Below are 26,574 nucleotides of genomic sequence, written 5' to 3' on the forward strand. Positions count from 1 at the left end.
TTAGGATTGATATTCTTTTATCTTCGATTGTACCTTTTGAACTTCCTGTTCAGGGACTTGTAGATAGTAGATTCCGTCAATTTTGGTTCCTCTACCTGTCATTTGATAGGTCGTCATGTTTTTTCGTGCATCACGATAATTCATCAATAAATCTTTCATTACCATGAAGTCCATATTTGTACTCACGTTGTTTCCTAGCGCATCCATGACATCCCCGATTTTATTTACTGCCCCTACTTGTGCTCCAGAATCGATCACTCCTTGAATGACCAATCGCTGACGTTCATTTCTCCCTAAATCCCCTCTTGGATCCTGATATCTCATCCGTACATAACCAAGGGCTTTTTCTCCATCCATTTGTAATGATCCTTTAGGGAAGGTATAACTTCCATCCCGCCAGGAAATAGGGTTGTTAATGGAAATTCCACCGACTGCATCGACCAGATCGGCTAATCCCTGCATGTTGACTTTCACATAATAATCCAACTCAATATCAAGGAAATTTTCCACTGTATTGATAGTCATATCCGCTCCGCCAAAAGCATAAGAGTGATTGATTTTATCCATGATCCCTGATTCAGGAGCATCGCCGACTAATTTAGTACGGGTATCACGTGGGATACTGACTATCTGGCTGCGGTTATCGCCTGGGTCGAGCGTCATGACCATCAAGGCATCAGAGCGTCCGGAGTCGTATGTCCTTTCGTCCACGCCCATCAATAAGATGTTCAAAGGTTCTTGTTCTTTCACTTTCTTCTTCGTCACTTCATGATCTATCGAAGCGACTTCTTCATGCATTTCTTTATCTACTGTATTTTTGGCACCACTGTAAACCGTATATGCATATGCACCGGTTCCTAAAGCAAGAAGCGCTATGATAATCAGTGGAATCTTCCACCATTTCTTTTTCTTTATATGTTGATTGGATCGGTTCATTGATTTCACTCCAAGTTAACTATAAAATTAACAAACTTTTATTATTATAACTTTAAAAGTTGAATAGAACAATGTCGTACTTTCATAGGTGTTGTGCGCAAAGTTGATACCAAGCGGAAACCATGACAAAATAAAAGAGGACATACGAACAATAAAATCCATGAAAGATAGGTGAATGACTACATGAAAATGATTGATGTAACTGCACCGGTATACGAAGGTATGCCTGTATACAAAAACAAGCCAGAAAAACAGCCGAAAGTACAAACCAACACCAACGGTCACGTAACGGAGTCCCGTCTGGAGATGGATGTTCATACCGGAACTCATATCGATTCTCCGCTTCATATGATCAATGATGGAGAAACATTCGAAACAATCTCGATGGACCGTTTGGTTGGAGATGCGAAAGTATTTGACCTGACTCACGTTAAAGACGGAATCGGTAAAGACGACCTTGAAGACTTGAACATTGATGAAGGGGACTTCGTACTCTTCAAAACGAAAAACTCCTTTGATGATGAATTCAACTTTGAATTCATCTTCCTGAAAGAAGATGGAGCTGAGTACCTGGCAGAGAAGAAAATCCGTGGCGTGGGCATCGACGCTCTTGGGATCGAGCGCAGCCAGCCGAACCACCCGACTCATAAGACGTTGTTTGGAGCAGATATCATCGTCATCGAAGGTCTGCGCCTGAAAGATGTGGAGTCGAAAAGCTATCATATGGTCGCTGCTCCATTGAAGCTGATGGGCACAGATGCTTCGCCTGCACGTGTCCTGCTTTTTGAAAATTCATAAATAGAAAAAAGCTACTGACTTTAAAGTCAGTAGCTTTTTTTTATTATACGTACCACCATTTATGACCGTCTTCCTTCAACAGCTGATGAGCTGCTTCCGGTCCGTCCGAGCCTGCGGGATATTTGTAAAGCGGCAAGCCGTCTTTTTCAAATTCATCCAACAATGGCTGCACCCATTTCCAGGAAAGCTCGACTTCTTTCCAGTGGGCAAAGAAAGTTTCATTTCCCTGCATCGCATCATGAAGAAGTAATTCATACGCTTCCGGCTGGGTCGCGGAAACATTGGAAAATGTGATGTATTCCGGTTCGAATTTCTCTTCGGATTGGTTCTTGATGTTGATTTTCAAAGTCATGCTTTCATTCGGATTGATTTCGATGATTAGAAGGTTCGGTTCGATGCCATCGTCTTTCAATGCTTCCTCATCTCCATCACACTTGAACTCAACCACGATTCGCGTGGACTTCTTCTTCATCCTCTTTCCGGTACGGATATAGAATGGAATACCTTTCCAGTTTTCATTATCGATTTCAAGACGAGCAGCGAAGAAAGTATCGTTGTTGGAGTCTTCTGCGACACCAGCTTCCTCAAGATATGCAGGTACTGCCTGCCCTTCAATTTGGCCGGCCGCATATTGCCCGCGGACGACATTCTCTTCCATATTCTCTTTCGTAATCGGCTTGAGTGATTCCATAATGCCGCGTTTTTCTGCTTCAATTTCAGCCGTGCTCATTTTGTCCGGGTTATAGAGGGCCGTCATCATCACTAGCTGAAGCAGGTGGTTCTGCACCATATCACGGATTGCTCCTGCTTGATCGTAATAAGCGGCGCGTGTACCGACTCCGACCGTTTCGCTTGCTGTAATTTGGACGTTTGAAATCTGATCATGATCAAGCAAAGCTTTCAACATCGGGTTGGCGTGGACAAGGGATTCCAATTTTTGAACCATCGGTTTACCCAGGTAGTGATCGATTCGGAAAATTTCATCCTCTGTGAACACTTCTTTCAGCTTCTTGTTCAAATCCTGCGCTGTCTCCAAGTCACTTCCGAATGGTTTTTCAACCATCAGACGCTTCCAACCTGCATTGCTGCTGATTCCACTCTCATGAAGTCCTTCTGTAATGGTTTTGATCAAGGTTGGAGCCACAGATAAATAGAAGAGACGGTTGTCCGGTATGTCCAGTTCATTTTCCCGGTCCTTTATGAATTGGTGAAGCTTATCATAGGATTCCGGCTTCGTCGCATCAAAGATGCAGTAGCGGAATTTTTCCAGAAATTCCTCTAAACCAGAAGGTTCAACTTCTCGACGTGAAAAGGATTCCAGAGCCTCTTTGATGACCGATTGAAGTTTAGAGTCTGTGTATTCTCTTCTCCCTAATCCTACGACAGATATTTTTTCAGGCATTCTTCCTTCTCTATATAGGTTGTAAAGAGCAGGGTAGATTTTACGCTTGGCCAAATCCCCTGTCGCTCCAAACAACACGAACGTCATATTGTCCATGACGTTTTCGTCATTCGTCAAAGGATCATTGACATTGATATCCTTTTCATTACTATCCATGTTTATATGTTCCTCCTGTTAGTTAACGATTACACCACTATCCAGTATAAGTGAATAATGATGGATATGTAAGTAAACATACTTTCCATTGTTCAAGTATTATGCCGATCTTAAACATGCACGAAAAGTCCAATTAAACTGAATTTTGTATGTACATTACATTAGTATAAGGGTTTCTCTTATGGTTGTAAAAAAAATCACAATGTGATAACGCTTTCTTTTTCCGTTATTCCACAAAGATTCTTTATACCCTTTCTAGCAATTGGTAAAACCTATGAAACTTAAATGTTACACAACTGTAAAATCATGACGAACTTTGTTGTGGTATTCTTGAACAAGGTTAAAAACGAAACATAAACAACAGGGGGATATTACATTGTTAAAAAAAGTGACGACGGTTTTGGTTGCGTTTTCTATGGTTTTTGCGTTCTTTGCTCCTAAGTCCTTTGCAGCACAAAGCACGGCAGACAGAGTAATAGAATTGGCGTTCAAGTATTCGGATTCACCTTATGTTTACGGAGGAACTTCACCAAGCGGTTTTGACTGCTCAGGATATACACAATACATATTCAATAAAGTAGGTATCGATTTACATCGTACATCCAGAGCACAATACAGCAACGGTCATGCTGTAAGTCGCTCTGAATTGCAAAAAGGAGATCTTTTGTTCTTCAACTATTATGATGGCGGATCCATCAGTCATGTTGGGATCTACATTGGAAATAACAAAATGATTTCTGCAGAAAATGAAAGAGACGACGTTACCGTGGCTTCTATTGCTCCTAACCGTTACTGGGGCGAACGTATGGTAGGTGCACGCCGTGTCATTAAAGAAGATGTACAAGCAGAATCCAAAGACGACTCTTTACCAGCAGGGCATTATCACGATGTTTCGAACGACTACTGGGCACAAAGTGAAATCGAATATATGAGTAAGCAAGGAATCATTAATGGTTATGATGGAGACTACTTCAAGCCATCAAACGACGTTACCCGTGGTGAAGTCGCTAAGATGATGACAGCTGCATTGGATCTTTCTCCATCTTCCAACAATCATTTCTCTGATGATAACGGCCACTGGGCTGAGAAATACATCAACGCTGTAGCAGACGCTGGATACATCACAGGTTACGAAAACGGCACATTCAAACCTGACCAGGCCATTACACGTGCAGAAATTTCAGCTTTATTCAAACGTTCATTCAACTTGCAGGGAGCAGAAGGAAACTTCAATGATGTTCCTCAAAACCACTGGGCGTACGATGAAGTCAGAGCACTTGTAGCGAACGATATCTCTACCGGCTATGACGGTAACGTCTTCAAGCCTTCTAAAGATACGACTCGTGCTGAGTTCACTGTATTCTTATACCGCGCAATCAACTAAATGAATGATAAAGCCACTCTCATCTGAGAGTGGCTTTTTTGTTTAATGACGCTATTATAATGAAGGAAAAATTTCAATGAGACAGCATTTATCTCCCAAGATGCTCCTTTAGGCGTGACACCCTCACCTCTTAGTAAACGAAAATATAGTCCAATACAAATTCAAATAAATTAAAAGCAGGTTCCAATTAGATTGGAACCTGCTTTTCTTCTATTCTATTATCTTAATGAACCATTCAGCGTTTTCGCCAGGATACTGGAGAATTCAGCCCTGGTAATTGCCTTCATCGGTTTGAATTCTGTTTCACTGTAACCAGTGATGATCTCTTCATTCGCTAGAGAGTGAATGGCTTCATAGTAATATTTATCGGGATCGACATCTTCAAAAACCGGTTCATTCGATACCGGGATGTTGAATGCACGGTATACCATGACAGCAACATCCGCTCTAGTAATGTTCGCATTCGGCTTGAATGTTTGATCAGGATATCCGGTGACGATTTCACGGGAAGTAGCTGATGCGATATATCCGGAGCCGTAATGGTTTTTCGTTACGTCAGTATACATCGTATCGCGTTTTTCGCCATTCAGCTCAAGCGCTCTTCCGATGAGAGTGATGACTTCCTGGCGGGTGATATCCCCCTGTGGCTTGAACGTGTAGTCAGGATAGCCTTTGATCATCTGAGATTTACTGAGCTCATTGACAAAAGGTGTGAACCAATCGCTTGCTTTCAAATCGATGAACAAGCTGATCGGAGCTTGAATCAAACCTTGGCCATATGTCTTGTCTTTCCCTTTTACTCCTAAATCTTTCACGTGCTTGTTTAAGAGATTACTAATTTCCATATAGGTTAATTCAGGAAACTGGCTTTTGTATAAAGCGATGATTCCAGATACATAAGGAGCTGCCATAGAGGTGCCGCTCATATGGGCGTAATTCCCTTCAGGCGTATCCATATAAGTGCTGTAAATTTGTGTTCCTGGAGCCACAAAATCCAAAGATTCACCTTGGTAAGAATACTCCGCAATGGTTTCATCTTCATCAATAGCACCGACACTGATGACACTGTTATAACGAGCTGGATACATGACGTCTTTCGTCAACTGTCCATTGCCGGATTTATCATTCCCAGAAGCAGCAATGACGAATATTCCTTGATCACGTGCTTTTTTAATGATTTTTTCAAGACCTGTGGAGGACTGAGGTGAAGTCAAACTGAGATTGATAATATCCATCCCGTTCTGAATCGCCCAATCGATTCCGGCAATGACATCCGCTTCATTACCGATTCCGTCACTATCCAGTGCTTTGACGGCGTACATACTGGCTGCCGGTGCAACCCCGAGGGTTCCCATATCATTGTCTTGCGCATTGATGACTCCTGCGACATGACTTCCATGTCCATTATCGTCTTCATAACTGTTTACGTCATCAACGAAATTTTTCCCACCGGAGACTTTCAAGTCCGGATGACCACGGTTGATTCCTGTATCAATGACAGCGACTTTGACGCCGTTTCCATTTACTTTCAACTTTTTCGTCGTGTCAGCTCCGACAGAGCTGAAACCCCAGTTCCGAACTTGACGGTCTGCGGTCACTTTTTGATCTTCTTCTATCCATGCAATACGCGGATCATTTTGAAGCGTATGTACAGCTGTTCTATCTAAAGAGGCTGAAATAGCTTGGATTCCTTCATATTCATGGTGTAATGTATACTCGGTTTTTTCCAATACGTTCAAATCAATGGACTCTTCAAACCCGATGATATACCGGTCTGCCTTTTCTACATTCACTGATTCCTCCGCTGACACGCTTAAAGGAAGCAGTGTGAACAAGAACAGAACGGACAACAATAGATGCAAAGGGAAGTTTTTCATTTCTTCAGCTCCTAAAGATAAAATAAAAAGCGGACAAAGTTGTCCGCTCTTTTTTTATTTGTCTATCCAATTATAGTAATCTATCACGCCTAAGTAAATAGCTTTGGAGGCTTTCTCCTGCCAATAAGTGGATCCAAGCTTGGAAGCATCCGAACTATTGGTGAGAAATCCTAATTCTACCAATGCAGATGGCAGTGGAGTGGCATGAATGACTCGATACGGTACATCTTTGACACCGCGGCTCTTCATTTCCATCGCTTCAACGAGACGGTCGTGTATGAAAGACGCCAGCTTGTAACTCTTGTAAGCACGATCATTCAAAGCGGCGGATGAATAAAACGTTTCTATACCGCTGACCGATTCATTGTTAGGGAACGCATTGGAATGGATGCTGACAAACGTATCCGCTCCATTATCGACGGCATGTTTGACACGGCCATCAAGCGAGATATACGTATCATCTTCTCTTGTCATGATGACTTCGATCCCTGATTTTTCCAAAAGATCTCTTACTTTTTTCGATACGGCTAAGTTGACTTCTTTTTCAAGGACGCTGTTGGCGCTTGCTCCACCATCATAACCGCCGTGGCCGGCGTCGATCGCAATGACTCGCTTCTCTTTCAATTTATCCAGCAAGTATGCCCCGTGGACATAAGCGCGGGTTCCATTATAAGAGATTTGGCACCAGTCACCGACTTCTTTATAAATCGTGACTTTTGTACCCAATGAGAGCTTCCCTACTTTTTCATATGAGACTCCAGGACCTGTTCGGACATTCAAAATGGACGTTGATACGTATTTCTCAGCCATCGGTTGATCGGGCTTCGTATTCGTGCCGTCGACTTTGAATTTCGGATTCAGTCCCCGAGCGATCAGCAACGAGAACTCTTCACGTGTGATAGACTTCCCTGGTTTGTAAGTGCCGTCCGGGTAACCATTGGCAATACCTGCTGTCGATACTCGATCGATGGCTGTTGTCAAAGCCCCGTCGGTTGGTATATCGCTATATTTTTCACCACTAGTGGATGTGAGTGAGAAAGCTTTAGAAATGAGAAAAGCCATTTCTCCTCGTGTTATATAGTTTTGCGGCTTATAGGTCCCATCGGGATAACCTGTAATGATTTTTTCATCGTAAGCGGATTGTATGTAACCGGATGCGTAGGAGGCTTTTGGAACATCAGGGAAATTCGTTGATCGCTTTTCCCCGTTGAGTTCAAGTGCACGCCCTACAAGTGTGGCTGCTTCTTGTCGAGTGACTGGATCTTTAGGTTTGAGTGTCCCGTCTGGGAAGCCTAAAATGACTCCTCGTTGAATCAAATAGTTGATTTCCTCTGAAGATCGATCCGGGATGTCACTCAATGGATTGGCCGAAACTGATTGGACAGGAAGGAAAGATGTCAACACCAAAACGAAAGCAATAAACGACAAACTCCAAATTTTCCTTACCATAATTAAATAAATTCTCCCTTTCTCATCTGATATGTGCTTACGTTATATATATCGGCTGAAATAAGAAGGTTTAAAGTCGATTTATACAGGGAAATGGACTTATTTATCATAATAGGAAAAAAGATGGAAAATAGTGAACAGGAGCGAATTTAATGCCCATAGCTCTTGACTTCGCCTATGGGATTAGAACATTGACCATAAAAGTAACATTCCAAACGCGATAGGAATGAGTGCTGCGATGATGAGCATTGTTTTTGCAATCCAATAAGACTTGCTCATAAGCCCGTATAATATCAAGTTTTCATAATTATAGTAGTCTTCCTTCATCCATTTGTTTTTCTTCATTTCTTTTTTATGGGCTTCTTCTGTGTACTTTGTTATGACCAAGAAAAGAAAAATGAATCCTCCTGCGAGGAAAAGGAATATGGGTGTGTAATCTTTGATGTAATGCATATTGAAATCACCTTTAAATACGTTTCTTACCATTTTATAATATCTATTCTTCTATCTAAAGGGTGTCTTGGTTAGATTTAATTGGAGAAAACGTTGAGAGCAGGTTCGTAGGTAGTCCCTTCCCCGATGACCCTTGCCTTATTTAAATCTCTTAATCATTAAAAAAAGATGGAAAGAGGATATGTCATTATAATAATGTTTATACAAAAAATTGAAGTTTCGATAGCATAAAAACGTAAGGTGGCTTTTGAAAACGGGGAGACTCCTGTGGGAGGTACATGATCGGTGAGATCCCGGAAGGCGAAACGCCTGAGGAAGCTCACCACATGCTCACGGAAAGCGACTCGTTTTCGATAGCCACCTGCCTCTCTCAAAAGCATCGAAACAAGTCCCCTCATACTTAACTTTAAAAACCATTAATAAAGCTTGTCGTACGAAATCAAAAAAACCCGCCCAAAGATTGTACCCTTGGGCGGGTTTCAACTTACTTAGTTCGTTTTGAAACGTTCATCTTCCGCACGAGCTAAGAACATTACGAATTCTGTACGTGTCGTCTTGTTGCCCAGTTTGAATTCGCCATTCGGATAACCCTCGGAAATGCCGTTTGCAGCCAGAGTGTTGATGTAATCGAATGCCCAGTGTTTCAGAGGAACATCAGGGAAACGATCTTGTGTGCTGCCGGATAGGTTGTAGGCTTCTACAACGACTTTCGCCATTTCAGCACGTGTCAACAATCCATCAGGCTTGAAGAAACCATCAGGGTTACCGACCATGATGCCGCTTGCCGCGATGGCAGCGATCTCTTTGTATGCCGGGTCATTCTTATCGACATCTTCCAAACCAGGATCTTTCACATTAGTCGTATCCAGTTTAAGAGCACGGACGATCATACGAGCTGCGTCACGACGTGTGATTTCATCATTGATTCCGAAATCACCGTTCGTGTAACCATTGATTACACCAGCGACGTTCAGCTTTTCAATCGCTCCTTTACCCCAGAAGTTATTGGATACGTCATCGAAGTTTTTCGGACCGTCATTGGATTGGTAAACGGTAACTTTTTGAACCGTTTCGTTTCCACCAAGATCGACCAGCTTGACTTCGAATGTGTTCTGTCCTTCTTCAAGTGTTACAGAGTGTGTATACGTTTCTTCAGCCGCTCTCTTTTCGAATGGCTCTTCAAACGCATGCTTGAACACTTCACTACCATCGATGAACAAACGAAGATCATCGAAGTTGTCTTTCATCGTGAACGTAAGATCCACTTGTTTTTCCTTGGATGTGTGTGGTCCTTCGACCGCAAGTTCTGGGCTTGTAGAATCAAGCATGAACATTCTCTTGAAGGAGATTTCATTTCCGCTTTCATCGACCGCATGGAACTTGAGTTCTTTCACGCCATCCGTCTTGAACGTCAGAGTTTCACTGAAGTCATAGCGTTGTTCTTTCGCATTCCAGGACAATTTCGCTTCATTGCCGTTGATTGTAAGAGAAGAAACTTTCGAATCATCTTTCACGTAACCTGTCACGGCAACTTCTTTGTCATTCGTCGTGCTCAACGCTTCAGGAGTGAGGACGTGCAGGCCAGGAACAGCATCGTCAGTATCTTCATTCGTGCTTTCAGTTGTTGTGTTTCCAGCGTAGTCAGTCGCTGCGACTTTCACGCCTTCAATTCCTTTCATTTCTTTGAATGTGTAAGAATCAACATCCGCAGCCAGCGGCTTCTCTAGAACACTTTCGCCATTCACGATGATATCGAAGAATGCAAGGCCGGAAAGTTCATCGAATGCATCCCAGTTAACCTCACCAGTCTCCTTATTGAATGTGACTTCTAAAGAAGGTGCTTGTGTATCCACCGTGACTGGAATTGTCTGAGACTGCCATTCCGCATCCGGGAAGTCAACGACAGATTTCACTTCATAGAAGTATTGACCATCTTCTACGACTTTTCCTTTCACTTTTCCATCCCATGCAGCTTCACCATAAATCTTGCTCATCGGTGCAGCTCCACCATCATAGTAGTTCTTTCTCACTTCATCCAATGTACGGATCGTACGTAATTGATTACCGCCTTCATCCAATACGTTGAATGCCACCTGCTTTGCATTACGCAGGAAGGAAAGAGAAGGAAGAGCGAGTTCATGCGTGCCGTCACCGTTCGGTGAGAAACTGATGCGATCTTCATCTCCAACAAGCTCGTCGTCTTCACCCAATAGTGGGTCGACACCAAGTGGCAGAAGACCTGCATCACGATCCAGAGTCAACAAAGCTGTTTCACCGTAGAAAGAAGGATCCTCTTTATCGTAAATCGTTGCATCCACGACTGGAGCATCATCCCACTCTCCGTGGAATCCTACGTATGGAACATTCAATGTAGGGTTGGTATCGTTCGGGTCAACAAATTTGATGAAACCTTCAACAAAATGACCATTTTCAAAGATCTCATTCAAAGGCTGGTTGTAAACCCAGTCGACTGTGTTTTCCAAATCAATATTTACATTCACTTCAACAGTAGAGTTTGCTGGAACGATGACCTGATAGTCGTCTTTCACTTTACTACCATTTGGTGAAGTGATATCAATAGGAAATTCTCCAAGCCATGGGGCATCTGCACTTGTTGTCCCTGCTTTGAAAATCCCTTGAGTTTCGCCACTGTACATACTTCCACCAATGACCATGTCTGTTTGGACAGAACCCTGTACATTGTACACTTGATTTTCATCCGTTACGTTTTCCAATTCAAGTGTGAAGGACTCTTTTGTTTCCATTTCTTTCAAGGCTACTTTTCCAAGGCCTGAATTCTTCTCTGTCGCAACGACCGGCGTGCTCATCGCTGCATGAAGATCCATCAGACCCGCACCTTGACGACGAGGAGAATAATCCATGCCTGTATTCCAGCCACCATTGATGGCACCTTTATCGGTCTGTGGAACGGATGTATTCATAAGAATATTCTTCGCCATAACGACACGATCCGATCCACTAAGACCGAACTCTTCATCGACGCGCTGCATCATAAGAGCTGATCCACCGGAAACGTGTGGAGCCGCCATGGACGTACCACTCATCATTCCGTATTGGTCGTCTTGCAGTGTAGATAGAATGTTTCCACCCGGTGCTGTGATTTCAGGTTTGAAATCAAGGTTCGGTGTCACACCCCAGGATGTGAATCCGGACATTTTTCCGTTTTCAGGGTTCAAGGATTTGACTTCTTCGCCCTTGAATGCAATTTCTACATTTTTACCGTCTTTGATCTGTTCTCTCATCAAATCTCCAGCTGTTTTCAAAATGAACAGTTGAGGAATATTAATAGAAGAATCAGATGCCATGCTTACATAACCAGCGCTGTGGTTGAAAATGATGACTCCAGCCGCGCCTCTTTCCTGTGCGTTCAACGTCTTCTTGACGAACGTCATTTCGCCACGTTGAATCAGTGCGATCTTTCCTTCTAAATCGACGCCTTCAAAATCGTTGGCATCTGGATTGTCTTCAGAATCGCCAGGCAGTCTTCCAAGTCCTGCATACTCGACTTCAATGAATCCTTCACCAAGAGATGTAGGATCTACGTCACTTGCAGAAAGGAAAGCCACGGACTCACCAGCTTCTCCGTCCACTTTTTTGTTGAAACCATCAAGCATCAAATATTGGTTTTCAAAAGAAGCGACTTGAAGAGAATCCGTTGATAGACCTGGAGCACCGACAACACCGATATCCGGGTTGGATGCAAATGGATCTGCGAATCCTTCACCGAAATCAGCAGAGTTACCAGCGGAAATGGACATCATGACGCCATTTTCTACTGCTCTTGCAACAGCCTGCTGCTCTGGGTCTGCTTCATCTACGAAACTAGCAGTGGATCCAAGACTCATATTGATGACATCTGCGCCTAATAGAATCGCGTCATCAATCGCCTTGATGTAAATGTCTCCCCAAGTGGATGGCATTTCAGGGTCGTTACCGAAAACTTTCAATCCAAGGATTTGAGCTTCTGGTGCCACACCCATGATGCCGCCTTTTTCTTCATCGCCATTCGCGCCTACTGTACCTGATACGTGCATGCCGTGCATGCTTGCTCCAGGACCAAGGTCAAGGACCGTATCATTTTCATCAGCATAGTTGTAGCCGAATGGTACTTTATCTGTGAAGAACTTACCATCTAAAGAGCCGCCCGTTTTCAAGGTGTCGACCTGCTCTTTCGTGATGGCTGTTTCTGTTCCATCACTCAGGACCATGTCTTTATGATCCGGATCAATCCCGGTATCAATGACACCTACAACCATTCCTTCCCCTTTATAGCCGTAGTCCTGCCAAGTCTGCTGTGCTTTGACAAGCTCTTTACTATAAAGCATTTCTGGTTCTTCTGCCGGACGCTCATATTCGTTCGCAATATGTACTTTACCGACATTAGGTAGTTTTTCAATCAGCTGGATGGATTTGTAATCCACTGTACCACTGAAGCCGTTGAAAACTGTCGTAAAGCTTTGTTTATAATCCATCGGAATCGATTGTTTCTTGATAGATTGTTTAACAAGGCTTTGGGCTTCTAGGGCCGCCGCTTGGAGCTTCTTCTTGTTTTTATCAGAGAGTTCACTGAAACTCTTTCCTAAGCTCTGCGCGGAATAAATCGTTGGTTCATCTTCCAATTCAACTATGATACGGACTTCATCATCAGGACCATACTCTTTTTCTTTATTCTTCTCTTCAAAAACATTCCCCGTCTGCTTTTGAGGCTTGGCTGCTTCTTTCAGCGCACTCTGAGGTACAGCTGCAAAAGCGGCGTTTGAAAATGCCATCATGAAGATCAAGAATAAAACGATGCTCTTTTTCAAATTCAACCGTTTCTCCTCCTTGTTTTCTCTTTTTCCAAAAAATCCTACTCCTTTCTAAATTCTTACAAAAACCATTATATTTTTATTTTTCTGAAAAATCAATGGAATGAATGAATGTTCATTTATAAAAAATATGAAGAAAGTCCAGTGTTTATAAGGATTCTTGTCTATCATTTTTTTCCGAAAAAATATTTGCTAGGTTCATAGGATCAGAAAGACGAAAGCACCCCGGGATATCCAGGGTGCTCTTTTTTATAGCTTATGCTGTTGGTTAAAACTTGTCACTTAACAGGCGAGCCATCAGCGTTGCGAATTCAGAGCGCTTGATATCAAGTCCCGGGCGGAACGTTCCATCCGGGTAACCGCTGACGATTCCGTTTGCTACGAGTGTCGAAATATACTTATACGACCATGAGTCAGGATCGACATCTGAGAAGCGTACATTCGAACTTCCCGTCAGTTCATACGCCCGGACGATTACGGCGGCCATCTCTTCACGAGTCATCGGTTGATCCGGGCGGAATGTGCCGTCTTTATAACCGGTCAGAATTCCCGCTTTTTCCATCGCTCCGATGTAACCGGAGGCCCAGTGATTTTTCGGTACATCTTTGAAGCTTCCGTGCTGTTGCGGTAGTCCCAATTCCCGCCCTATGACCGTCGCTGCCGCTGCTCGGGTGATCGGTTTACTGAAGCCGAACGTACCGTCTGGATAACCGATCATCAACCCTTCATCGACGAGGTATTCGATAAAAGGTTCCGCCCATTTACCGACGACATCCGGGAAGTCCTGGGTCCCATCATCCATCCGCAGTTCATACGGTGTTTCCGACCAGTGACCATAGTAATCCATGACGACCAATTGATAGATTCCTTCGGGCAGATTCAGAGTCGCCTCTTCCCCTTCGCCCTGGAAATTCCCGTCGATCAGCCAGCCATTTTCTAGCGTTTCATCGAACACATACATGACCATATCCATCGATTCTGTCGGAGATGTCACACTCAATTTTACCTTCGGGTGCTCCCGGTCGACTTTAAACTCATAAACATCGTAATCGAGTGGAAGGTCGATTTTTTCATACGTGCTGTAACCACTCCCGATTCTACGTCCTTCGAAGAGTTCGTCCGGAACATCCTTGGTGAGGTCGACTTTCGAAGATTTGATCATTTTATACCCATCAGGAATCCCGTATCCATCGAACGTGTCCCACTCTTTTTTGTTCCATGTTTTTGCGTTCGCTTCCATCGCCCACTGGATTTCCGCAGGGGTCCAGTTTTTATGCTTGCCTTTGATGAGCGCTGCAAGCCCCGAGACGATCGGTGCTGAGAATGACGTTCCACTCCCCGATTGATAGCCGTTCAAGTAATAAGTACTCAAAAGATCCTTCCCTGGAGAAGTCAAATTGATAAACGGACCATAGTTGGAGAAATCTGTGATGAAATCATCCTGTGCGGTAGCCGCTACACTGATGACCTGGTAATAGGAAGCTGGGAAAGCCGGCTCCCATGTCCCTTCATTTCCTGCCGATGCGACTAACACGATTCCGTTATAATAAGCTTCCCATAATGCGTCATCGATTTCCCATGAATATTGATAACCTCCGAAACTCATGTTGATGATATCCACTTGTTGATCGATGGAGTAGTAAATTCCCTGCAGAATATCTACCAGCGTAAGCATCCCTTCACTGTCTGCCACTTTGACAGGAAGGATCTTCGTTTTCGGATTGACCCCGATGATTCCCGTCTGGTCCGCATGAGCCCCGATCAGTCCGGCTACATGGGTCCCGTGCCCATGGTCATCCATCGGATTGGAGTCTTCGTTGACAAAATCATACCCCCGGAGGATTTTTCCGTTAAGGTCCGGATGGTTCGGGTAAATCCCGGTGTCAAGAACAGCAACGACGGTATCGGTCGAACCACGACTCACATCCCAGGCTTTTTCCATATTCAAGGGGCGGTACTGCCATTGATACGAATAGTAGCCATCGGAAGGTACGTAAGAGATTTTATGAATATAATCCGGTTCCGCATTGTGGATGCTTTGATCTTTGTTCATCTGTTTCAAAGTAGATTGGTAATCCACATCTTTCGGTACGCGCACAAGACGATACCCACGCTTAGAGAGGGTCTTTGATAGAGGGAGTTCTTCCACCCCGTATGTAGCCGCATCAAATCCCTCTTTCGCACTGACGAGAATTCGACGATTTTCGACTTTCTTCATATTAATAGAGTTCAAATTCTGTGCTTTGAAATTCGTATCTTTCCTGTAATTTTTTCGTAGATCATTCAATTCTTTCAACTGATTGGCTTTCATAGGAAAGATTTTATCGACTTTTTCCAAAGGGATGACTTTCGGAGTATCCTCTGCCTTATCCTTCAATGAGTCCAGGTGTTCCTGGTAATGATTCTCTTTGGAGAAAGCAGCAGCAGGAATCAGCAATTGGAAGAGCAGCACGACAATAGCAAGGACAACGAAGGGGCGTCTTTTCATAAAGTTCCTCCTAATTAGAGGCACATGCAGGCAGATCCGCCTGCATGTGCCTTCTTCAATATAGTCCTATCCTATTCTCATAGTTTTCCAATAATAACCACATTATGAATATTATATTAATTTTTCTATTATTGTTAATATTCCCTTCAAACTATGTTAATAGTCCTCTAGGTACATAGATATATTTGCACTTTATGGCGAAAATTAACTACTATTCGTCATTTTTTTCTGATACATTATTAATAGATTATTAATAAGGGGGAATTGCGACGCATGAGACGTTTTTTGTTTCTCGGTGTCTTGCTGGCGATGGTTCTTTCGTTGGTCACACCGAGTGTTGCTAAAGCCGAGGACGATATCACCGGTCACTTTTTTGAGGAAGATATGAGGACATTGATTGAAAAAGGCATTTTGAAAGGGTACGGGGATAATACATACAAACCTGAAGAATCTGTAAACCGTGCTGAATTCACTGCCTTTTTAGTACGTTCGTTGGAAATTGAACTGCAGGCTTCCGGAGATTATTCAGTAGCTGGAGTCTCTGAATCTCCCAGTTACTCAGATGTAGACCCTGAGAATGACTGGTTCTACTCTGCAGTCACTGCAGCAAGCAACCAGGGGCTGGTCAACGGATATCCGAATGGAGAATTCAAGCCGAATAAAGAAATCAGCCGTCAGGAAATGGCAGTCATGATTGTGAGAGCGACAGATTTGAAAGGTGTCGTTTCTGAGAAAGATCCATTGAACTTCACCGACAAAGAGGACATCCACGATGACTACATAGAATCTGTACAGCGCTTGACGAATCTTGGAATCATCAACGGTAAAGTGAAAGATGGGAAGTCTTACTTCGACCCGATGGCGAGTACGACTCGTGGACAGACGTCCGGTGTCATCAACCGTATGCTGAAGATCATCGAACCGCCTGCACCGACGAAGTACGAAGTTGCTACTCTTGAACAAGGTAAAGAGCCTGCCGTATCCGGAGAGTATGATACGTTTGAGCAGGCGAAAAGCAAAACGACTGGCAGCCAAGTCGTGATGAAAGGGAACAAAATCCTTTGGATCAAAGACGGTGCAGTCGTTTCCAACAAATTCACGAACATCTACACCAGTGATGCATTGACGACAGCTGCTACGTATGTCACTTCAGGCATCGAAATGAAATACCTGGGCGCAACCGAAGAGTATGTCAAAGTTCAAATTGCAGATACCATCGGTTATGTCAAAGCGGATTCCGTAAACTTGAAGCCGACGCACATGGTGAAAGACAAGTCTTACTACCTTTCAAAAAACGGCTTGCTTTATCACAAAGTCTATAACGCAATTACAGAAAGAAATTACAGCTATGTGTACGGTCCTGCACCAGATTTCATGACGGAAGGGTCCAAATACTACAGCTGGAACGGCAGCACTTTTTATGATGCAAACGGCAAAGAAGCTGGAACAGCTCACCAATATTTCAACCGCATGCCGTTGTACACAGAGACTCAGTACACAGCTGAACAACTGGATGCATTCATTGAATCAGCGCGTCCTGGAAGCCCACTAATCGGACAAGGCGTATCATTCAAGAAGGCTGAAGAAGAATTCGGCGTCAACGCGATGTACTTCCTTTCCCACGCGATTCTTGAAAGTTACTGGGGAGAAAGTAAAATCGCAAAAGATAAGAACAACCTGTTCGGAATCAATGCGACAGATGATAATCCTTATGAAAATGCACGCTCCTATGAAAGCTATGAAGCTGGTATTCTCGAAGCTGCAGAATCCTTCATCGTCCCTGGTTACTTCGACGATGAAAACTGGAAGTTCGCCGGTGCCCACCTTGGGAACAAGAGCACGGGAATGAATATCCGTTACGCATCCGATCCTTACTGGGGTCAGAAGATTGCAAGCTTCATGTATTCCATGGATACGTACTTGAGCAAAGAGTTCAATATGGAACCGGAATACGGAAAACATGATTTAGCGAAAACGCTGGTTGATAAGATCAATGTCCGTTCCGAAGCGAAAGTTTCCAAAGGAAACGATTTGTACAAGCTTTCCAAAAAAGGCATCACAGTACAAGTCCTTGAAAAAGTAGAAGCGGATGGAACGTGGTACAAGATTGCACCGAAGAACATTTTGACTCGTGACGTTCAAGACGCTTATGTCTATAGTCACGGCGGTTCATACGGTACGCTGCTTGAAACATTGAACATCGCAAAGTAAATAACAATGGTATTACAAAAGGGACAAACGTATTCGTTTGTCCTTTTTTTATGTTATATTACTAGAGTAAGAATGTGTAAAACTCAAAGGGGCCACATCATATATGAAGCACGTCAAAATAATGGGAATCCCATTCACACATATCGACCACCGTACACTGGTCCAGAAACTGGAAACACACATTGAACAAAAAGAAAAGTCATTCGTCATTACAGCGAATCCTGAAATCGTTATGCGTGCAAATGAAGATCACAATTATATGCGAGCCATACATAAAGCCGACTATATCACCGCGGATGGGATAGGAATAATAAAAGCTGCTGAATTATTCAACCATCCCTTACCTGGAAGAGTGACAGGTTATGATGTGATGATGGATTTACTTCAGATTTCCAGCCAAAAAAAGTATCGAATTTATTTACTTGGAGCACATCGAGATACTCTCGAAGCAGCTAAGCGGAATATCAAGCTTCAATATCCGCACCTGGACATAGTCGGAGCACATGAAGGCTATTTCGACTGGGATTCCAATTCAATATCAGAGGAAATCTTACAAACCCGACCTGATATCATATTCGTCGCTCTCGGTGCTCCAAAACAAGAAAAATGGATCGCTGAAAACATCCACAAATTCAACCATGGAATTTTTCTATGTGTAGGAGGCAGTTTGGATGTATGGGGTGGAAAAGCTGAGCGAGCTCCAATCAGTTGGCAGAACAGGAATTTAGAATGGTTGTATCGCCTTTTGAAACAACCAAGACGTTGGAGAAGGATGCTAGCACTTCCCCGTTTTGCTTACTGCGTGCTCAGGCAAAAGGTGAAAAAGACATGAAAACAACCACTTTCTTGAAAAGTACAATGATACTCACTATAGCTACACTATTATCCAAAGTATTGGGAAGTTTGTTCCGTATTCCTTTACAAAATATCGCTGGAGATGAAGTTCTGGGGATATTCACTTTGGTTTATCCTGTTTATATGGTCATCCTTATTTTATCCGTCGCAGGAATCCCCTTAGCTATTTCAAAATTGATCGCTGAAGAACGTGCATCGAATCAAATGATGAATATCAGAAGAATTTATGTGACAGCAAGTCTACTTGGCTTGCTGTTTGGTTTGGTAAGTTTTGGTTCTATCGTTGTTTTTTCAGAGCCGATCAGTTTGTTATTAGGCGGAAAAGATACTTACCCTGCCTTGGTCCTCGTATCTGTAAGTTTGATTTTCGCACCATATATGGCCGTGTACCGAGGATATTTTCAAGGCTTCAGCGACATGAACCCTACAGCGTACTCTCAAGTCATCGAACAATTAGTCCGGGCCGTCTTCGTCATAGCTCTTGCCTATGTACTGAGCAGTCAAGGCTTTTCAAATTCATGGACCGCTGGAGGAGTGATGGCAGGGTCCATATGCGGTGTACTTGCATCACTTTTGTATCTTAGAGTGATTTATGTCCGGTCTCCATACACCATAAGACAAAATATTTCCTACTCATTCTCTACATTTATCATTTGGAGCAGGAGTATTCTGAGGATCTCTATACCTATTGCCATAGGAACCTTATCCATGGCTCTATTGAACTTCGTCGATTCTCTCACTGTACCGTCCAGTTTAAACCATAAGCTTACAGATCCGGATCTTTCCATCCCATATTTGTACGGGATTTATGGAAGAGGTCTCTCTTTAGTTCAAATTGCCACTGTTTTCGCTACGTCTATCATTCTTCCTCTTATCCCACTATTGACATCTAAAATGAAAGAAAACGATAGAAGAGGAATGCTTGAAACGATTGAACAAACCAGTAAAATGACACATCTTATCGCATGGCCGGCAGCGATGGGATTGGTCTTTTTAGCTGTTCCGATGAATGTAGCTTTATTTACAGACGCAGAGGGAAGTTTTATCATAGCCATTTTAGGAGCGAGCTCCATTTTCACTTCTTTTACTATTGTAGGAACCGGGATCTTACAAGGAATCGATCGAGTAAGACAAGCAGCGTGGATTATTATTACCGGAGTCCTATTGAAAATCCTATTGAACGTGTGGTTAGTGAATTGGATAGGCATCGAAGGAGCAGCATTTTCTACTTTGATCGTATACATCTACCTGACTTTAGGAAATGGTATTTTCATCTTCCGTCAAATCCCTTTTACAGTTTTAGACCGATCTCATATTAAGATAATCTCCGCTTCTTTACTAATGGGAGCTGTTATCGGATTCCCTCCATTCATTTACTCTATGGAATATTGGGGACGCCCATTTTCTTTTGTCTACGTCGTCTCAGCGATTATTGTGGGTGCTCTTATTTATGGTGCTGCACTTTATTTCACCAAAGCTGTAGACCGGCAACTTTTACAACAACTACCGTTTGCAGGGAAATATATCAAATGACGTATAGAAAGTAGGGTTATTTTGAAAACGCACCATTGGCTTTGGATTTTCCTGATAGGACTATTACTTGCCACTATCCCAAGTTTATATGAGCGCTGGAACATAGAAGTCGAACAAAACGACTATGAATTGGCTTTGCCATACAGACATATTGAAGAAATGGCAGACGACATCCCTTTCATAGAGAAGCTGAGCCTGCTGAAAGAAGCCGGTCTGACTACCGTAATGGTGACCGCTGATGACGGCACCTATCCAAAGAGAAAAATCAATGATATCCGCTCAGCAGAACTGGATATTATTCTATCCTTCGATCTGAAAAATTCCGACAAATCCTTTAATTACAGCCGTGCAATCGAAAGCTACAAGGAGGACGGAGGAGATTATATCCATTTCAGCGGGGATGCTGTACCTGGATACCCTGAAGAAGTGAAAATGATTGCCTATGCGGAATTACTGAATGATTATAGTATGGGGGTGTATGTCACAGAATTCCAAGCTTTAAAAGGGATGAAAAAATTCGCCGAATACATACACTATGACCTCATCCGTCTGCACGATATGGATACCTTGCATGGCCATCAATCCGTAGAAGCTAAAGTGGATCGAACCCTACGAGCGATTAAAGTTCGAAATCAACGTTCCATTTTATTATCATCCATGAACGCCGACTCTTTCCCCCATACGATCCGTTACTTAGAAAATGTAACGGCTGAAATCCCTGAACAATTTCAGAGAAGTGAAGCACGTGGGTATCCCTTTTATAAACCGTCTATAGGCATCACAACAGCTTCTTTACTTGCTGGCTTATTGTTTATCACATTATTTTTAATGAATTTTTCTAATCGGCGCTTTGTATACGTTTTGCTGGTACCGATCAGTCTCGCTTTATTGTATTTCATCACTGATCGACTCTTACTCTTGCAGACCTACACTTTATTGATTGCTTTAATCACTCCAATTTTCGCTATAAAATCGACAGCTGATAAAGCCCCATCCATAAAAATAGTGACTTGGACGTTTTTAAAGGCTCTAGGCATTTGTTTCATAGGGATATCAATCATTATCACTCTCCTTAATGGAACGATGTTTTATACTGGTATCGAATTGTTCAGAGGCGTCAAACTCTTATACATCGTTCCATTAATTTTCTTCATCATTTATGCATTCAAAGGAATTTCGATAAGGGATGTAAAGAATAACCTTAATTGGTTACATTGGGCCGGCCTCTTCCTGGCGGGGTTAGGAGTCTCCTATTATGTGTTGCGGAGTGGAAACAGTGGGATGGTGAGTGAATGGGAACTATTCCTGCGAACTAAATTAGAAGAAATCCTTTATGTAAGACCTCGTACAAAAGAGTTCTTGCTGGGCTTTCCGGCTTATATCCTTGCCTTGTATGTCATGAACTACAATAAGCGTTTAGGTATGCTGTTACTCATCCCTGGCGTGATCGGGTTCTTGTCGATCGTCAATACGTTCACACACCTCCATATTCCCTTGTACGTATCGACTCTAAGGTCAGTTTACAGTATTCTTTTCGGCTATCTTATTGGGATTTTCTTCATAGCTGCTTTTAAACTTCTTATGAAATGGAAAAGGAAGGGATCATGATGCATATCGTTTTATCCGGTTATTTCGGTTTTCATAATACAGGTGATGAAGCAATACTCTATTCGATGATTGAACAATTAAAAAGAATTCAGCCAAATATAAGAATTACAGCTTTATCGAATGATCCTTTGCACACTTCGACAACCTACGATATCGAGTCCGTCAACCGCTGGAGCCTTCCTGCCATCTTTCGTGTCATCAAGTCAGCAGACGGTGTAATCAGCGGTGGTGGAAGTTTACTGCAGGACGCAACTGGTCCCCGCTCGATCATTTATTATACATCTGTAATAAACATTGCAAGGTTATTGAAGAAGCCGGTCTTCGTATATTCCCAAGGAATGGGACCTATAGAGAAACGGTTCGGAAAATTGTTGACTACATTCACGTTGAATCACGTAGATCGCCTCACCGTACGTGATGAGGACTCTAAGAAGCTGTTGGAATCCATGAACATCCGTCATGATATTGATATCGTCCCAGACCCTGTATTAGGGATGAAGGTTCCCGAAGAACCAAGCAAATGGCTTTTGGAACAACAGATCGATGAACCAATCGTCGCTATTAGCGTCCGTCCATGGAAGACAGAAAAGTATTTAGATAAGATAGCTGATGCGGCTGATCGATTAAGAACTGATGGGTACACCATCCTCTTCGTTCCTATGCATGGGGAAGGAGATGAAAAAAGTTCTAAAGAAGTTTTAAAAAGAATGCGGGAAGAAGCTTTTATTTTACCGGCAGATTGTACGATTCAAGAGAAATTGAAAGTCGTCAGCGAATCAGAATTGTTGATAGGAATGAGGCTGCATTCCCTCATTTTCGCTGCTGTAAGCGCAGTGCCTTTCATTCCTTTATCTTATGATCCCAAAATTGCCTCTTTCGCTGCCCTTTATGACGTCGGTCCCATCTTTCATGTTGAACATGATACGTGGGACGGAGATCTGCTTTACCAAGAAGTGAAAAATATTGAAGAGAATAGAGAGCGGATTATGAAAAATTCACAACAACTGACTGAAACGTATCAATCGCAAACAGAGAGGACGGCTGCGGAAGCCTTGGAAGCTTTCTCCTCGTAAAAAAAGTACTCGTGTATGGACACGAGTACTTCTTTTTATTTGCGGTTTTTCCATACTTTATATATGAATGTGGGCAATTTGATCTGGCGTTTGATCCGCCATGGCTCTACAATCAAGCGATAAAGCCACTCCAGCCCTAGTCGTTGAAAAGCAACCGGGGCACGTTTGATCCTTCCAGAAATAACATCAAATGAACCACCGACACCCTGGAATATACTTACATCCAACTCTTTCATATGATCCACGATCCAATGTTCCTGCTTCGGGCTTCCTAATGCTACAAACAAGATATCAGGCTTCGCTTCATTAATCGAACGTTTGATATAGTCCTGATCTTTTTCATACCCATCAATGACTCCGGCAATCGATAAATTCGGATACTTTTCAAGTAAGCTGTCCTTGGCTTTATCTGCGACACCGGGTTTGGCCCCGTATAAGAAAACCGATTTATCATTTTTCGAAGCCAGCTCACATAAAGTAAGCAGCATATCAATCCCAGTGACGCGCTGGGATATCTTCCCGCCACTTAATTTTGAGGCGATCAATACTCCCACACCATCTGGTATTTGATACGTAGCTTTATTCAACAACATTAACAAACCAGCATCTTTTTGCGCTTGAAGAATCTTTTCAGGATTAATTGCTACGATAAAGGATTGTTTTTTTTGCTCGATATCGTCTGAAATATTTTGTTTAAGTTCTTCGTAAGAGTAGCTGCTTACATCGACTCCTAAAAACTTTTCCTTCATGTTTAAACCCCTAACCGTTTTTGGAATCTCCCAAGCGTGTTGCAATGAATCCTGCTTCTTTCCACTGGTCGAGAGACAACGCATTTTTCGTATCGAATACGAGCTTATTTCTCATTTTACCTTGTAACTCATTCGGGTCAAGGTTTTTGAATTCATCATGCCCTGTCAGAATGACGACTATGTCAGCACCATCGAGCGCTTCGTCCATGTCCTGTGTCTGATTGGATGCGACGTTTTCTTTGATGTGTGGATCGAACGTCGTGAAGCTGATTCCTTTTTCCACCAAATTGGTGATGACTTTGAGGGACGGGCTTTCTCGCTGATCATCAATATTCGCTTTGAATGAAAGTCCGAAAAGCGCGACCTTCGGATCATCGATGCCATTCTCTTTGAGCATCATTTCAATCTGATCGGCCGTATATTGCGGCATATGGTCGTTGGTGTTACGGGACAACTGAATGATTTTGGATAGATCCGGCTGGATTTCTGCCAGGAACCACGGGTCGACCGCGATGCAGTGACCGCCTACTCCCGGTCCAGGCGTATGAATGTTCACGCGTGGATGATAGTTTGCAAGCTCGATTGCTTCCCAGGCATTCACACCGATCCGGTCGCTGATGAGAGCAAGCTCGTTGGCAAAAGCGATGTTCACATCTCGATACGTATTCTCAATTACTTTCGCCATCTCTGCTGTCGTCGCATCGGTCAAATGAATATTTCCTTTTACGAAAGACTGGTAAAGTTCCTTCGTCATTTCTGAAGATTTCTCGTTGATACCGCCGACGATCCGATCGTTATCGACCAGCTCCTGAAAGACTTTGCCCGGAATGACACGTTCAGGAGAATGGGAAACGAACAGCTCTTCTCCGATTTCAAAGCCGGTCTCCTTCAACACCGGAAGCATGACGTCTTCGACCGTACGAGGAGGTACTGTCGATTCCAGAATGACAAGGTTGCCTTTTTTCACAAACGGAACGATTGATTCCGTAGCCTTCCTGACATATTCCAAGTTGGCCGTTTTGTCTTCCCTGATCGGGGTCGGTACAGCGATGACGAATACATCCGCTTCTGTCGGCTCAAGGGAAGCCTTGAACATTCCGCTGTCCACAGCCTCTTCCAAGCGCTCCTGCAGACCGTTTTCCTCGATATGCAGTTGTTTATTATTGATCATCTCCACAGCTTTTCGGTTGATATCGACGCCGTGGACTTTATGTCCGTGTATCGCAAACATGACCGATGTCGGCAGACCGATATAGCCTAAACCGACAACGCATAATGACTTTTTCATCCTAATACATCCTTTCTCGTGCTCTCTACCTTCAGCTTTGTTCCTCAACATGATTGATGACGAATTTATGTTTACCACCTTTGGTTTTTTCAAATTGATCGGTGATGGTGATTTCAACTTCATCCAAATCGGCCTGGCTGGCAATCGTCTGTTTGATTTTATCCAGCTGGGATTTGAACTTTTGATCTGATAACTTCAATTTTATCTGAACCGCACCTGGTTTGTCTTGTACAACTTGAAATTGTTCGACTTCGTCGTACTGACGAAATGTGGTGGAAAAGAATCCGCCGTGGACTTTACGTCCGCCTTTGGCATAAACGAATTCCTGTTTTCTTCCTTTTATATGTGTGAATCGGATCAAGCCGCGCCCGCATGCGCATGGCTCCCGATTGATGGCTCCGTAATCCCCGACTTCATAACGGATGAAAGGCATCGCCTCGTTTGTAAGGTCGGTCAGAAGGATGCGCCCCTCTTCCCCGTCCGGGACAGGGTTACCTTCCTCATCGACGATTTCGACAAAGCAGCGTTCCATGCCGATATGCATCCCTTCATGCTGATCGCATTCGAAAGCAGTCACGCCGCCGTCATTGGCTCCGTATTGATCGAAGACTTTACAACTGAACGCCTTTTCTATCGCTTCCCTATAATGAGGAAGTAAAACTTCTGATGTCGTGATGACACCATTCAAAGGTACGCGCAGCCCTTTTTTCAAAATATGATTCGCTAACTCGTATGTCGAGGACGAGTAGCCGTAGAGATAGTCAACTTGGTCTTTCTGAAGTTCTTTGATATAGTTTTCCATCGTTTCTTCTGACATATCATACGAAGAAAATGGAATCCAATTGTTCAAATAGTAATAGATTTGGCGTTTGTAATCGAAGCTTGAGAGGAGTGAACCTCCTGCCAATACAGCGATCTTATCCCCTGGTTGATAGCCGGTGACGTTCCAGCCGCGCCAAATGTTGGCCCACATGATGGAGTGGGACAGTTTCGGGACATAATACTTCAGAGGCTCACCGGTCGACCCGCCGGTCCGCTTCTCTTCAGCACCGAGTTCATCTATATTATTCGCAAGCATTTTTTGTTTATGACGTTTCATCGTTTCTTTTCCTACAATCGGCAGCTGTTGAATCGATTCTAAAGATTCAAAGGATTGTGGAGTGAGCCCGTGCTCTTTCATATAGTCCTGATAAAAAGGCACTTGATCATATATGTGATGGATCAACTTTTGAAACGCCTGCCGTTGTTCTTCGACAAGTGTTTCTCTATCTTTCCACTGATTTTCTTTGTACTCCTCATAATAGTGAAGAGCATTCGTCTTTCTCATTTTCTCCATCAGCTTGATATTCAAGCGATCCGTCAAACCCATCTTATTCTCTCCTTCATTTTCCTACCATCTATCTGACTATATTTGATCATCTATTCACATGGATTCATTATACTTCTATTGAATCAGAGGATTCAACAAAATCATCGCTTTTTAAA

At 43.1% G+C, this 26,574-nt stretch carries 17 protein-coding genes; 7 read left to right on the forward strand and 10 right to left on the reverse strand.

Going from position 1 to position 26,574, the window contains the following annotated elements; all coding sequences use genetic code 11:
* Window positions 1-936: an LCP family glycopolymer transferase gene (locus LCL89_RS14270; RefSeq protein ID WP_224810643.1), complete on the reverse strand. Its 936-nt coding sequence runs from the start codon at window positions 934-936 to the stop codon at window positions 1-3.
* 183 nt (window positions 937-1,119) lie between these two features.
* Here LCL89_RS14270 and LCL89_RS14275 point away from each other — a divergent pair, with 183 nt between their 5' ends.
* On the forward strand, window positions 1,120-1,734 hold the full coding sequence (locus LCL89_RS14275; protein ID WP_224810644.1) for a cyclase family protein: 615 nt from the start codon (window positions 1,120-1,122) through the stop codon (window positions 1,732-1,734).
* 43 nt (window positions 1,735-1,777) lie between these two features.
* On the opposite strand, the gene zwf is transcribed toward LCL89_RS14275, so the two are convergent.
* Entirely contained in the window at window positions 1,778-3,232 is a 1,455-nt protein-coding gene (zwf, locus tag LCL89_RS14280) for a glucose-6-phosphate dehydrogenase (protein WP_224810711.1), read from the reverse strand.
* Between the two features lie 436 nt (window positions 3,233-3,668).
* Between zwf and LCL89_RS14285 the strand changes: the two genes are divergently transcribed.
* Window positions 3,669-4,676, forward strand: a complete 1,008-nt coding sequence (locus LCL89_RS14285) for a C40 family peptidase (RefSeq protein WP_224810645.1) — start codon at window positions 3,669-3,671, stop codon at window positions 4,674-4,676.
* A 218-nt stretch (window positions 4,677-4,894) separates the two neighbouring features.
* Here LCL89_RS14285 and LCL89_RS14290 read toward each other — a convergent pair whose 3' ends face one another.
* The 5 genes from LCL89_RS14290 to LCL89_RS14310 form a co-directional block, all read right to left on the reverse strand.
* Window positions 4,895-6,553 (reverse strand): S8 family peptidase, encoded by a 1,659-nt coding sequence (locus LCL89_RS14290; protein WP_224810646.1) that lies wholly within the window; start codon window positions 6,551-6,553, stop codon window positions 4,895-4,897.
* A 54-nt stretch (window positions 6,554-6,607) separates the two neighbouring features.
* Entirely contained in the window at window positions 6,608-8,002 is a 1,395-nt protein-coding gene (locus tag LCL89_RS14295; RefSeq protein WP_224810647.1) for an N-acetylmuramoyl-L-alanine amidase, read from the reverse strand.
* A 183-nt stretch (window positions 8,003-8,185) separates the two neighbouring features.
* Window positions 8,186-8,455 (reverse strand): hypothetical protein, encoded by a 270-nt coding sequence (locus tag LCL89_RS14300; protein WP_224810648.1) that lies wholly within the window; start codon window positions 8,453-8,455, stop codon window positions 8,186-8,188.
* A gap of 488 nt (window positions 8,456-8,943) precedes the next feature.
* A complete protein-coding gene (locus LCL89_RS14305; protein WP_224810649.1) occupies window positions 8,944-13,287 on the reverse strand; it encodes a S8 family serine peptidase in 4,344 nt (1,447 codons plus the stop codon).
* A 265-nt stretch (window positions 13,288-13,552) separates the two neighbouring features.
* Window positions 13,553-15,772 (reverse strand): S8 family serine peptidase, encoded by a 2,220-nt coding sequence (locus LCL89_RS14310; RefSeq protein ID WP_224810650.1) that lies wholly within the window; start codon window positions 15,770-15,772, stop codon window positions 13,553-13,555.
* A gap of 273 nt (window positions 15,773-16,045) precedes the next feature.
* Here LCL89_RS14310 and LCL89_RS14315 point away from each other — a divergent pair, with 273 nt between their 5' ends.
* The 5 genes from LCL89_RS14315 to csaB all read left to right on the forward strand — a co-directional run bounded on the left by LCL89_RS14315 (window position 16,046) and on the right by csaB (window position 23,052).
* A complete protein-coding gene (locus tag LCL89_RS14315) occupies window positions 16,046-17,983 on the forward strand; it encodes an S-layer homology domain-containing protein (RefSeq protein ID WP_224810651.1) in 1,938 nt (645 codons plus the stop codon).
* 103 nt (window positions 17,984-18,086) lie between these two features.
* A complete protein-coding gene (locus LCL89_RS14320) occupies window positions 18,087-18,815 on the forward strand; it encodes a WecB/TagA/CpsF family glycosyltransferase (protein ID WP_224810652.1) in 729 nt (242 codons plus the stop codon).
* Window positions 18,812-20,371: a putative polysaccharide biosynthesis protein gene (locus LCL89_RS14325; RefSeq protein ID WP_224810653.1), complete on the forward strand. Its 1,560-nt coding sequence runs from the start codon at window positions 18,812-18,814 to the stop codon at window positions 20,369-20,371. The genes LCL89_RS14320 and LCL89_RS14325 overlap by 4 nt, the downstream gene beginning before the upstream one ends.
* 21 nt (window positions 20,372-20,392) lie before the next feature.
* A complete protein-coding gene (locus LCL89_RS14330) occupies window positions 20,393-21,979 on the forward strand; it encodes a DUF5693 family protein (RefSeq protein ID WP_224810654.1) in 1,587 nt (528 codons plus the stop codon).
* Entirely contained in the window at window positions 21,976-23,052 is a 1,077-nt protein-coding gene (csaB, locus tag LCL89_RS14335; protein ID WP_224810655.1) for a polysaccharide pyruvyl transferase CsaB, read from the forward strand. The genes LCL89_RS14330 and csaB overlap by 4 nt, the downstream gene beginning before the upstream one ends.
* A gap of 35 nt (window positions 23,053-23,087) precedes the next feature.
* On the opposite strand, the gene LCL89_RS14340 is transcribed toward csaB, so the two are convergent.
* Genes LCL89_RS14340 through LCL89_RS14350 form a run of 3 tightly spaced genes read right to left on the reverse strand, consistent with a single transcriptional unit; the run spans window position 23,088 to window position 26,458 of the window.
* Entirely contained in the window at window positions 23,088-23,801 is a 714-nt protein-coding gene (locus LCL89_RS14340) for a WecB/TagA/CpsF family glycosyltransferase (RefSeq protein ID WP_224810656.1), read from the reverse strand.
* Window positions 23,802-23,811: 10 nt separating this feature from the next.
* Window positions 23,812-25,089 (reverse strand): nucleotide sugar dehydrogenase, encoded by a 1,278-nt coding sequence (locus tag LCL89_RS14345; RefSeq protein WP_224810657.1) that lies wholly within the window; start codon window positions 25,087-25,089, stop codon window positions 23,812-23,814.
* A 31-nt stretch (window positions 25,090-25,120) separates the two neighbouring features.
* Entirely contained in the window at window positions 25,121-26,458 is a 1,338-nt protein-coding gene (locus tag LCL89_RS14350) for a phenylacetate--CoA ligase family protein (RefSeq protein ID WP_224810658.1), read from the reverse strand.
* Window positions 26,459-26,574 lie beyond the last annotated feature (116 nt).

Source organism: Halobacillus yeomjeoni (genome assembly GCF_020171525.1).
Classification (GTDB): domain Bacteria; phylum Bacillota; class Bacilli; order Bacillales; family Halobacillaceae; genus Halobacillus; species Halobacillus yeomjeoni.